This is a genomic window from Bacillus sp. T-10(2022) (assembly GCF_056502895.1).
Window position 1 is genome coordinate 497501 of sequence record NZ_CP113518.1, and the last position, 11905, is coordinate 509405.

Genomic DNA, 11905 nt, shown 5'->3' on the forward strand with positions numbered 1-11905 from the left:
GGAAGGATGTTACTAATGAAATTATATTTTTTAGAACCAGAAGTATCAGGGGGTCATGGTGAACATACCATTTATGGAACAGAAGAAGATATTGCAACTGAAGGTATTTCAGGAAAGGTAAAATATTTACATTATGAGTTTGAAGGATGGCTAGGAGATGACCTGTTAGAGTCAACACCAGCCTTTATTGTGTCAAGTAAACTTGAAACAGAATTAAAGAATAGTGAATTTAAAGATTACAAATTAGAAAAGTGTTTAATTACTACATCTGATGAATTTAAAGAAATGTATCCAAATAAGGAATTACCTAAATTCAGCAGATTTATTCCGCTTGGTAAAGTTGAAGTAGAAGGAGAGAACTTCAAAAATTGGTCAGGACATCACTTCTGTTTATCACCAAAAGGTGAGTTAGTTGTAACTCAAGAGGTTATGGACTTTTTTAAAAGAGTTTTAATAGATAATTGTTATATTACAACCCTAACACAGGAATAAATAATAAAACCTTAGAGATATCAAAATCTCTAAGGTTTTATTATTTGAAGGGAGAGCCGAATTCTTTTTTATAGTATTGAGATTAACCTATTGTTAGACCTACACAGCATTTTAAGAAGATATAAAGCCGTACTTAAAGTTAAAACGTATGTACAATATACCTTTTTTACTATGCCGTAAAAGGCTACTCTACCTTAATTAATTTCTGAATGTCGATGTCTAATACTTTTTTTCCTAAGATTAATAGAAAAAATATAAAGCTAAGCCTAGAAAACCGGCCATGGTACGAAAAAGCCTGGGATACGACAAAAACCTTTACAGGGGAATTCACGGGATATTATGATTCAATCAGGGCCTCAACCGGAGTCGATCCAGTAACGGGCCGCAAGCTGTCCGATGCCGAACGAATCGCCGCAGGCGCCATGGCAGCCGCTGGGTTCATCCCCGTCGTCGGCCGGGCCATCAAAGGCGGCAGCGCCCTATACAAAACGGCCAAAGGACTCAATGCAGCGGACCACGCTCTCGATGCCTATAAAACGACAAAAGACTTTAGCCTCCTTCAGAAAACCGAATACGGGATATACGGACTCCTCGCAGCCAACGGCCTCGGCGAAGCCGTCACCGGCAAAGACATGTTCGGCAACCAGCTGACCGAGGAACAGCGCCCGAACGGGCTGTTGATGGCACTCGGAATCGGTGGTGTGGCAGGTGCGGCGAAGGTCGCTGATAAAGTAGCGAGTGGTACAAAGTTCGTCCCTTACAGTAAGGAATTTGCGCAAAAGCAGGTACAGAAGGTTCAAGCCTTCGGCAGGGAAATCGGTAAAGTGAAAGTGCCTCTCCGTATAAGGGTCGAAGAATTAGCGACGGCCTATGGAAATAACTACAAGCATGTTACTTTTGATAATACGACGGTTAAGGATATTGTACAGAAGTTTGCGGTGAAGAGTGATGGTGGTAAGGGTGTAAACTATCAGAAGTTCATGGTGAAGGATAGCAATGTAGAGGGTGTTTCAGGGAAGAATATTACTAATGGTATAGATAATGTTAACTTAAAGAACATTGATGAGTTCATTGCAGGTACTAAAACTTTTGAAGATGTTATTAATGATTTTGCAAAACTATACAGTGAAAAAATTCTAACAAATAAAACTTGGTCATGGAATAAGTCATTCCATGGTGGAGAATATTTGACTGCTCGCCAACGAAAATTGATAAAGGAAAAAGCGATTGAAAATGGCGTGATTCCTAATGTAAATGTTATTAAAGTTGAGGGAATGAGGTATGGTTTTGCAGATTTCAAGACTGCTGGAGTTGTTGTTGAGATTAAGGAGTTACCAGAAAGGCTTTGGTTATCATCGGACGATGAACAATTTGATTGGCTGGATAATGCAATAGGTGGAAGACCAGAAGGGATGACATGGCATCATACTGAAATACCGGGTAAGATGGAGTTAGTTCCTTTTAAAATACACAATATTACTATTCACAATGGTGGTAGATCTACTGGAATGTGGGCAGACGCTCCGAGATAGTATAGTAAAGAAAGGGGTAAAACTATGAAAATAATACAGGACACTATAGTAAAACCATTACCTTCAGAAGAATTAATCAAAAAACATGAAAAGTTTTGGCGACTAACATTACCAGAGTCTTTCTTAAACTTTATTAAAACGTATAATGGAGCAGAGGTTAAGGAAGCTACATTTGAGAGTAACAATCGTAGTTATGCGTTAGAAAGGTTTTTGTGTATGCTGGATGACATTGAGAATAATCCGAAAGGAATCTATGATATAGATGTTGTATTTTCGCAAATAGGAGAAAGGTTATCTGATAACGAAGATTTATTAGGTGCAGATGTATTGCCAATAGCTAGTATATTTGCAGGTGACTTTGTTTGTTTAGATTTTAGAACCAATAAAAATAACCCATCTGTAAGTGTATGGTCACATGAAGAGTCGGGTGAGTTTGAACCTGTTTTTTACAATGTTGCAGATAGCTTTAATGAATTCTTAGAGTTACTAGAATAGAAACAATGAATTTTGATTGGGCAAAAAACGGATAATTACTTTGTAAATTGAGAATCCATGAGTTGGACCATCGAAGCTATAACGATATTTATTTAAGAAAATAAGAACGATAACTAGGCGAGATGACATTTTAAACGATTGAAGTATTGTCACAGGGAACAATCAAAAAATTAACGAGATGAAACAATCTCGTAGGTTTAAACATAAGATTAAGCACTTGTTTGTCTTTTTGGCAACAAGTGCTTTTACATTTTACGCTGAAATTTTTCCCCCTACCAGTAAGAAATATATACAAAAGCAGGTACAGAAGGTTCAAGCTACAATAACAGACATAGCGAGATCAGGAAAAAACACGTTAAAAAATATAGGTGAAGAACTAGGCAAAAAAGAAATTCCTAAACGGATAAGTATGGAACAAATCTACCTCGCAGGAGGACCAACCCTTCGCCAAGTTGTGATGGAAAAGCAGACAATTAAGGAAGCCTATCAGAAATTTACGGTTAAGGATAGCAAAGTAGAGGGTGTTTCAGGGGAGAGTTTTTCTAAGGGTACGGATGATCTAAAGTTTAAGAATGTTGGGGAGTATTTTAATAGTATCAATAATATTGGAAAACGAGATGATTTAACGAGTGAACAGAAGCTTGTAAAGATTCACGAAGCATATGCCGCATTAGAAGTAAAAGGTGATGTTACTGTTGTTAAAGGCACAAAATTCCTTCGTCCAGAAGGGTTTGGTCGAAATGGTAGAATGATTGTGGATTGGCCAGATAAAATGGGGTTTGTAGAAGAATCCATCCAGCCAATTGATAGAAATAGTCCGTTACCAGAAAGATGGGATAGAGTAGGTGGAAAAGGTGGAGAGAATTTCACCACTTTACCTCATAATGGTATTCCATACACATATGATCAAAGTGCAATACCGTATATAGAAAACCCTGCTGCAAGGCACGTTGGGCATTTTAATAATGAATCTTATTTTGAATCTATTGATGCAGTCAAAAGTGGAAATCTTGAAGAGTTAAATCGAATTGTAGTGGCCAATGGAAGAAGAGCAATTTCTGATTCAGAATTTGCTGATTTTAAGGCTTATTATGACGATTTCCAAGATAGAGTACAAAAATTTATTGGAAATACAGATACTACTTACGGAGTGAAAGGTACTGCTGCTTCCTGGACTAGTAGCTCTACAGGTGAGAAGTTAATGAATGGTGGAGCAGAACAAATTGTAACGCCATTAAATGGTGAGATGCTAGAGATTATAGGAGTTATACCTAAATACTAGGAGGGCTAGACGTGACAAAACAAGAGTTCTTAAATAGATATGAAGCTGAAAAACTAAATATTGGTGAATATATTATGGTACTAGATACTATAACGGATGAGTCGCTAGTAATAGGATGTGCACATGATCAAGGAGTGTGGAAAGTTTATAAAACAAGAGAGAGAGGAGGTCACTATATAATTAAAGAAATTTCTAGTGAAAATGAAGCATTTGATTTTCTTTATGAGTTAATATTAAGTAGACATAACAGAATTAATAATTAAAATTTGCATTAGCTGGGAAAGTGTAAAAACACCACTTATTATTCAATTTATATTTTGCATACAGGAATGACCGAACTTGTAGCAAAACATGTACAGGTAATTGAAAAACAAAGCATATTTGAAGTGTACAAAAAAAGAAAAGGCCATTTTGAAGAATCGACTCTATGATGGTTGTACCATCATAAGCTAGTGTTTGCACCCCCATATCTCGACAAGATAAAATAAGACACACGAGCTTAGGCGAGATGACATTTTATTGTATGGCGGGTACAAAGACATGGAATGTATAGTAAACTAACGAATGCACACAAGCTCGTACGTTTTAAAGGTATTACTTGTCAGGAGACACAAAAGCTGTCATACTTTTTTTACAATGCAATGAAACTTACAAACTTAAAACGAACATTGAAAATTATAAAATTTACAAACTTAAAGCACTTGATTGTCACTTATGGCAACGAGTGCTTTTTTGCGTTTTGTTTTAGAAACAAGTAGGTACACGTATAATTTTATAAGTGTACTAAGTGTTAAATTTATACACTGTAATTGGCTTTATACAGTGTACGACACTACTAGAGAAAAAACGATAAAAAAAATTAAGGGTTGTATTATTTTTTGAAGTCATCGTACAGTACGTTTTAACGGATTTACGTTACGAACACGTTATCCGCAAAAAACGGGTAAACGTTACAGGGACTGTAATTGCTGTAACGGAATGAGAGAATAACAACTGTTAAGGACCAAAATGGAATATTTGAGTGGATTGTTGAGCCGACCAAAGGAGTTACACATAGGAGATTTATTCCTAATGGGCAAATTACAGGTTCTCCAAATCAAAGACCATAAAGTTAAGGTGGTTCAAATGGATATTTCTGTAGATATTTTCAAGCAAAACAAAATAAAGTACGATTGGAGAACACTATATGTGGGATTAGAACTTAATCTAATAGAATATAGTGACATAGTTAATTATGCAGTTGAATTTTTAGCTAACCATCCAGAAATTAGCAATCAAAACATTATTCTGCTAGCTTGGGGTGTGGATTGAAACAAAGCAAAGTCTAGAAAGTTGATAATACGTACTATAATGCAATTTTATAAATGATTTTTGTATTGATAACCCAAGAGGTTCTGTAAACAAAATAAATTCTATTAATCAATTTAAAAAAAGTAGGGAACAAGCAATCCTCATAGTACTGAAAATGCTATTGCTAATTGGTATTCTCAATATAAAGCTTTTCAATCAAAGCCTGAATTGGTTGCTTTATGCAATGAAATAGGAATGGCTATGGTGTTATAAAATACTAAATGACATTGCTTCTAGGATTGGAGAGAATACAAAAGCTAATGGGGAAATTAAGTTATTTACAGAATTAGATACTTGTGACAGTTGAGGTAAAGTCATAGCAGAGTTTGCTGGCTAAATTTAAAAATATTGAATTAGAAGTCATACACAACAATGGTAATAGAATTATTTCTTAAACTTAATTTTTATTGGAGGAGAAAACTAATGAAAGATTGGGAGTATAATGAATTATTTGATGCAATTCAGGAGACATATGAAGAGTTGTTAGATGAAGATAGGGGATATAGGTATGCTATAGCAAAACTAGCTGATGAATTTGATAACTTAGGCAAGATAGAAGATGTTATTGTTGATACAGCTATTGGCGAAATTGCAATCGGCCATGAAAAAGTTTTTGTTGGGCGCATTGAAGGTATAACAAAGAGGTTAAGCATGTTTAACCCACAAGAAGCAGAAGATGAGTTAACATTAGAGGAAATAAAAGACTTATCGAGACGAATAAATAAAGTAATAGAAGGATTAAGAAATGCAGAGGTTGATTATAATCCTTCAGCAGAATAGCGATATTTATAAAGGATTGATTACATTAGCAGGTTATATAAAAGTAAAAAGCTCATGGTGGTTGAACCATCATGGAGTATTGTGTGCAATGATAGAAAAACCATAAAACTCTGAAATCTCCTTTGAAGAATATAGTAAAATAATGAATTCAATTAAATGAAAATGAGGTGTTTAATTTGGATGGATTAACAGGTGATATTTTAGTGAAAGGAAAAATACTTAATGGAAATACAAATAAACAGGCTTTTTGTATAAATTTTCAAAATGAACTACTATCAAGCGATATACTGAATGCTATGTTTGTTTTTAAAGACGCAATTATGTTAGATGGAATTTATTTTTGGGTTGTAGTTAACTTTCAAAATGATAAAGTTTCTCGTATTGAACTCGACAATGCTGATGAAAGTTTGAAAAATATTTACAATAATTGGTCTGATTATAAAGCTAAAAAAAAGAAAGCGATACATGATAAATGGGTAGAAGAGATATTAGGAAAACCAGATATTAAAAAAGGAGACTCATTAATTTATAATAGAACTTGGGGAGAAGTCACTTCATTTGAAGATAAGAAAAGTGGACAAGTAGAGATCTGGATCAGTTATAAAAAATGACACAGAAAACTGAATCTAGCTATAATAAAATAAAACCTTGAGTGGCCAAAGCCATTCAAGGTTTTTTAATGAATTGAAATGATACTCCAATTAACGTGAAAGCCCTGGAGGATATCAGGGATATTACTTAAATAAAGGAGGTTGGTAAAATGACACGAAATGAATATGAAAATAAGATAAAAGAGTTAGGTATAGATTTGCAAGAACTTAATATTGTTATTGGAAGAAAAACTAATGTACCATTTTCAACAGGTTGTTACTTTGAAGATGGAGATTGGATATTGTGTGATGTGGATGAAAGACAAAATATTTCAATTATCGAAAAGAGTAATGAGGATCGAATTTTCAAATATTTATATATGATAACGTTGGGGAAAATAGGGAAGTAGAATTATAGGTGATAACAATATTAATTTTAATCCCTAGTCTAGTCTAATCATCCAAAAGCTCCAATTGCATGGGTAAAGGATTCAAAGAGAACATGAGCTTTGAATCCTTTTTATAATTTTAATTAGATTATGACTGGGTTATAAGACAGATGCATATCATTTAAGCGAAATAAGGCGGTATCGTTCCTGATATTTATTTACAATCTGATACCTTTATTTTTAAGGCATCAGAAGCTACAAGTCAAGATGGTAAACATATATAAGAGATTCTGATACTGAATATAAAATTCTAAATGATATTGCTTTTAGGATAGGTGATAATACTCAGGTTTCTGGGGATATAAAATTATTTACTGAATTAGATACTTGTACTAGTTGTAATAGAGTTATTGAGGAAGTTTCAGCTAAATACCCTAATATAAGTTTAGAAGTTATACACAACAATGGGGAAAGAATTAAACCATAAAAATCAATTTTTATAGGAGGGATTTGAGTGGAAGATTGGGAGTACAATGAAATATTCGAGGTAATTAATGAGGACTATAATGACTTTTTATCCCTAAATAGAGGATATGAATATGCAATTGCAAGGACGAAAAATGAGTATGTAAACCTTGGGAAAACAGAAGATTTTATCGTTGATACTGCTGTAGGTGAAATATTGCTATCACAAGACAAGGTTTATATTGGATATATTGAAGGTATTACAAAAAGGTTAAGCATGTTTAATCCACAAGAAGCAGAAGATGACTTAACATTAGAGGAAATAAAAGACTTATCGAAACGAATAAAAAAAGTAATAGAAGGACTAAAAAATGCAGAGGTTGATTATAATTCCTCAGCAGAATAGCATATGAAAGAAAAATATTTAATAATGCAGTGTTAACCTTGAGTGGCTAAAGACATTCAAGGTTTTTGAATAATGGACAGTTTTAAATCTTTGTATGATACCTACGATGGTTAGCGGGTAATTTGGAAATGCGAACTGATTTTGCTCTTGTATTTAAATGGAAAGATATTATAGTGGTTGTAGTATAGGTGTTAGCATACATAAAAACAAAGTATGAATTTAATCAATCAGTAGGGCAATTGTTAAGCAAGGAAAGGGTACTTAAACAAAAAGTAGGTGTAATGAATGACAGGCAGAAGAATGGTAGACAGATGGGAAGACGATAGTAAAAGTTTTTTGAGATTTAATCTAAAAAAAAGAATGTTACCAAGTCTGTATGGCGGTATTGTTGGAGACTTGCTTGGTGTTCCAGTTGAATTTAAAAAAAGAGGGACTTTTGCTATTAATGGTATAACGGGATATGGAACCTATAATCAGCCGCCAGGCACTTGGTCGGACGATACTTCATTAACTTTATGTTTAATTGAAAACTTAATTGAAGAAAGCGATTCAGCAGAGCTAATGCAAAAATTCGTTCAATATATGGAATCTGGCTATTGGACACCACATCATGAAATGTTTGATATTGGCAGAACGACCAGTGAAGCCATAATCAAGTTTAAAAATGGAACGCCAGCGCCAGAATGTGGCGGAAATGCCATGTTTGATAATGGGAATGGGGCGTTGATGAGGATCGCTCCAGTGGCATTTATCCTCTTTAATAACTTTAATTTCATTGAAAAAATCCAAACCATTAAAAAATATACGGAAGTTACACATTCTCATCCGCGTTCTGTGGTAGGTTCCATTATTTATGTCGAGTTTTTACTTAGACTTTATTATAATAATTCTCCTGAAGTTTCAAAAAGGGAGATAAAAGAACTTTTTGATGAGAATTTTGAAAAAGATCATATATACCAAAAAGAGCTGCAATCCTATTCAAGAATTTTTGAAGAAGATTTCTTTTCATTACCACAAGAAGAAATTCAGTCAGGTGGTTATGTCGTTCATACGTTGGAAGCAGCCATTTGGTGCTTAGGAAATTCAGATTCGTTTAGCGATGCCGTTTTAAAAGCAGTGAATCTAGGGGATGATACGGATACAGTAGGTGCCATTACGGGAACATTGGCAGGTATGTACTATAAAATGGACGACATTCCTAAAGAATGGCTTGAGAAAATCACCAGAAAAGAAGATATTGATCAATTAATCGAGAAATTCCTTAGTTTTTGTGCAGATAAAGCAATTAAAGAAGAGTATGGGGATTGATGTAAATCACCCACCCTATAAAAGTCCTTTATAGGGTTTTTTTATGTCCAGAGTCCAGTTTATGCTATGTTAAACGGGAAGCGAAGCAGTTTATTTTTGGTGATGGAAAATTAATAATGGAGTGGGAAAATGATAAGAAAAGGTGAGTATACGATCTATAATGGGAAAGAGTATAGATTCATAGAATCTGATACAGTGGAAGCTATTGAATTAATTAGTAATGATAAAAATGAAATGAACAATGGCTTTACTTATTACAAAAATAATATATACACGAAAATAGTAGGTGTAGATGAAGTTAAAGAATTATATTCTATTAATCCCTATGCTGTATATAAGGGAGAGATCTTTCCAGCATCTGAAGAAAGAAAAAACGGAAAATTATTGTTGGATACAACAAACACTGAACTTGCTAAAAAGATGGGGTTTGAACGAACAGATAAATATATGTACTCCAAATCTGTGGAACGGGATGAAGTGGAGATAATCGAGGAGAGGAAACCCTATTCATTAGATTAGTTTCCTCATTTCAAACACGATTAATATTTATTGCACTATACCCTCTAATGAGCTTTGGAACTGTTTTGTTAAGGGTCTTCTTTATAGGCGAGTAGATAGGAGGATAAAATGGATAAGAAAAAGCAGTTAATCGATCAAATAAAAGTTGTAATATATAATCTTGAAAAAGAATTTTGTAATGAAATTACTAGCGGCGTTTTACAACTTATATTTAAAAGATATAAGAATGCATTGGATGTAATGGAGAATAATGAAGATATAAGAGAATTAAATATTATTGGTGGCGTGAGGGCTTATATGGATAGTTATAGTGACTATCAAAATCCGTTATTAGGAGAATTACATAAAGCTGAAAAATTAAATATAGAATTATTTAATACTTGATAAAGTTAATTAAAATTAGTTTATAGGTTGAATCTATGATCCGTGAGTTGACAATTTTAAGGTTGTAAATAGAATAACAACTTATTATATAAGTAGTTGTTAGCTGCTTACTTTTGAAAAATTAGTGAATTCCCTGATGAGGCCGAATTACTTCTCAATGCAGGTCAAGAATTGTTCATTAAAGAAGCGTGAAGATGCAAATGGTATGCATCTTATACTAGACTTTATTAAAAAGTAGGTGTAATGAATGACAGGCAGAAGAATGGTAGACAGATGGGAAGACGATAACAAGATTTTTATGAGTTTAGCTATTAAGAAAAGAGTATTACCGAGTCTGTATGGCGGTATTATTGGAGACATGCTTGGTGTCCCAGTTGAATTTAAAAAAAGAGGGACGTTTACTATTGATGATATAACGGGATATGGAACGTATAATCAGCCACCAGGCACTTGGTCGGATGATACTTCGTTAACTTTATGTTTAATTGAAAACTTAATTGAAAAAAGCGATTCAGCGGAGCTAATACAAAAATTCGTTCAGTATATGGAATCTGGTTATTGGACACCACATCATGAAATGTTCGATATTGGCAGAACGACCAGTGAAGCCATAACCAAGTTTAAAAGTGGAACGCCAGCGCCAGAATGTGGCGGAAATGCAATGTTTGATAATGGAAATGGGGCGTTGATGAGGGTCGCTCCAGTAGCATTTATCCTTATTAATAACTTTAATTTCATTGAAAAAATCCAAACCATTAAAAAGTATACGGAAGTAACCCATGCACATCCGCGTTCTGTGGTAGGTTCCATTATTTATGTCGAGTTTTTACTTAGACTTTATTATAATAATTCTCCTGAAGATGCAATAAGACAAACAAAAAAACTTTTTGATGAGAATTTTGAAAAAGATCATATATACCAAAAAGAGCTGCAATCCTATTCAAGAATTTTTGAAGAAGATTTCTTTTCATTACCACAAGAAGAAATTCAGTCAGATGGTTATGTCGTTCATACGTTGGAAGCAGCCATTTGGTGCTTAGGAAATTCAGATTCGTTTAGCGATGCCGTTTTAAAAGCAGTGAATCTAGGGGATGATACGGATACAGTAGGTGCCATTACGGGAACAATGGCAGGTATGTACTATAAAATCGACGACATTCCTAAAGAATGGCTTGAGAAAATCACCAGAAAAGAAGATATTGATCAATTAATCGAGAAATTCCTTAGTTTTTGTGCAGATAAAGCAATTAAAGAAGAGTATGGAGATTGATGTAAATCACCCATATTACATAAAAAAACCCCTATAAAAGACTTTTATAGGGGTTTTTTATGTCCAGAATCCAGTATATGCTATGTTAAACGGGAAGCGAAGCAGTTTGAATTTGGGTGATAGAAAAATTAAATAATGGAGTGGAGAAATGATAAGAAAAGGTGAGTATACGATCTATAATGGGAAAGAGTATAGATTCATAGAATCTAAAAGCAAAGGATTTATAGAACTAATAAGCAATAACAAGGAAGACATGAACTATGGATTTACCCAATATAAAAAGAATATTTTTACAAAAGTTCTTTCTTTAAATGAAGTAGAAAAGCTATTTTTAATTCATTCTTTTGCAAAATATAAAGGAGAATTATTTGGAGCTTCTAATGGTGGAAATGGGAAAATTATTCTAGCAACTCCTCATTTAAAACTAGCTGAAAGATATGGCTTTAAACGTACAGATAAATATCTTTATTCTAAAAATGTAAATTTAGATGAAGTTGAAATAATAGAAGAGCGAAAACTGTTTTCGTTAGATTAAAAATAAATCGTAACAATCAGTAAGACTTACGAAGAGATACAGGATACAAGTGTTATCAAAATGAAAAATTTAAAATAACTTAAGAATAAGATTACAGATCAAAAAATT

17 protein-coding genes are annotated in these 11905 nt (G+C 33.6%); all 17 read left to right on the top strand.

Features of this window, described 5'->3' with window-relative positions; translation table 11 throughout:
- Window positions 1–15: 15 nt before the first annotated feature.
- Window positions 16–492 carry a hypothetical protein gene (locus OSJ91_RS02365; RefSeq protein WP_289321966.1) on the top strand — a complete coding sequence of 159 codons (477 nt, stop codon included), beginning with the start codon at window positions 16–18 and terminating at the stop codon, window positions 490–492.
- Window positions 493–707: 215 nt separating this feature from the next.
- Window positions 708–2024, top strand: a complete 1317-nt coding sequence (locus tag OSJ91_RS02370; RefSeq protein ID WP_350301051.1) for a pre-toxin TG domain-containing protein — start codon at window positions 708–710, stop codon at window positions 2022–2024.
- Window positions 2025–2048: 24 nt separating this feature from the next.
- Window positions 2049–2519 carry an SMI1/KNR4 family protein gene (locus OSJ91_RS02375; protein ID WP_350301052.1) on the top strand — a complete coding sequence of 157 codons (471 nt, stop codon included), beginning with the start codon at window positions 2049–2051 and terminating at the stop codon, window positions 2517–2519.
- A 217-nt stretch (window positions 2520–2736) separates the two neighbouring features.
- A complete protein-coding gene (locus tag OSJ91_RS02380) occupies window positions 2737–3801 on the top strand; it encodes a hypothetical protein (RefSeq protein ID WP_350301053.1) in 1065 nt (354 codons plus the stop codon).
- A gap of 11 nt (window positions 3802–3812) precedes the next feature.
- On the top strand, window positions 3813–4064 hold the full coding sequence (locus tag OSJ91_RS02385; protein WP_350301054.1) for a hypothetical protein: 252 nt from the start codon (window positions 3813–3815) through the stop codon (window positions 4062–4064).
- Between the two features lie 808 nt (window positions 4065–4872).
- The gene (locus tag OSJ91_RS02390) at window positions 4873–5112 is read left to right on the top strand and encodes a DUF2247 family protein (protein ID WP_485890920.1); all 240 of its coding nucleotides are present in this window, start codon (window positions 4873–4875) and stop codon (window positions 5110–5112) included.
- 277 nt (window positions 5113–5389) lie between these two features.
- On the top strand, window positions 5390–5458 hold the full coding sequence (locus OSJ91_RS02395) for a hypothetical protein (protein ID WP_485891831.1): 69 nt from the start codon (window positions 5390–5392) through the stop codon (window positions 5456–5458).
- Window positions 5459–5574: 116 nt separating this feature from the next.
- On the top strand, window positions 5575–5931 hold the full coding sequence (locus tag OSJ91_RS02400) for an Imm3 family immunity protein (RefSeq protein ID WP_350301058.1): 357 nt from the start codon (window positions 5575–5577) through the stop codon (window positions 5929–5931).
- A gap of 176 nt (window positions 5932–6107) precedes the next feature.
- A complete protein-coding gene (locus tag OSJ91_RS02405; RefSeq protein WP_350301059.1) occupies window positions 6108–6542 on the top strand; it encodes a hypothetical protein in 435 nt (144 codons plus the stop codon).
- Window positions 6543–6691: 149 nt separating this feature from the next.
- The gene (locus OSJ91_RS02410; protein ID WP_413015173.1) at window positions 6692–6931 is read left to right on the top strand and encodes a hypothetical protein; all 240 of its coding nucleotides are present in this window, start codon (window positions 6692–6694) and stop codon (window positions 6929–6931) included.
- Between the two features lie 310 nt (window positions 6932–7241).
- Window positions 7242–7397 (top strand): deaminase domain-containing protein, encoded by a 156-nt coding sequence (locus OSJ91_RS02415; protein WP_485891832.1) that lies wholly within the window; start codon window positions 7242–7244, stop codon window positions 7395–7397.
- A 27-nt stretch (window positions 7398–7424) separates the two neighbouring features.
- The gene (locus OSJ91_RS02420) at window positions 7425–7781 is read left to right on the top strand and encodes an Imm3 family immunity protein (protein ID WP_485890921.1); all 357 of its coding nucleotides are present in this window, start codon (window positions 7425–7427) and stop codon (window positions 7779–7781) included.
- Window positions 7782–8066: 285 nt separating this feature from the next.
- Window positions 8067–9089 carry an ADP-ribosylglycohydrolase family protein gene (locus OSJ91_RS02425; protein ID WP_485890922.1) on the top strand — a complete coding sequence of 341 codons (1023 nt, stop codon included), beginning with the start codon at window positions 8067–8069 and terminating at the stop codon, window positions 9087–9089.
- Between the two features lie 129 nt (window positions 9090–9218).
- Entirely contained in the window at window positions 9219–9608 is a 390-nt protein-coding gene (locus tag OSJ91_RS02430) for a hypothetical protein (protein WP_350301063.1), read from the top strand.
- Between the two features lie 108 nt (window positions 9609–9716).
- Window positions 9717–9992: a hypothetical protein gene (locus OSJ91_RS02435; RefSeq protein WP_350301064.1), complete on the top strand. Its 276-nt coding sequence runs from the start codon at window positions 9717–9719 to the stop codon at window positions 9990–9992.
- Window positions 9993–10239: 247 nt separating this feature from the next.
- Window positions 10240–11262, top strand: a complete 1023-nt coding sequence (locus tag OSJ91_RS02440) for an ADP-ribosylglycohydrolase family protein (protein WP_485890923.1) — start codon at window positions 10240–10242, stop codon at window positions 11260–11262.
- Between the two features lie 148 nt (window positions 11263–11410).
- A complete protein-coding gene (locus OSJ91_RS02445; RefSeq protein ID WP_485890924.1) occupies window positions 11411–11797 on the top strand; it encodes a hypothetical protein in 387 nt (128 codons plus the stop codon).
- Window positions 11798–11905 lie beyond the last annotated feature (108 nt).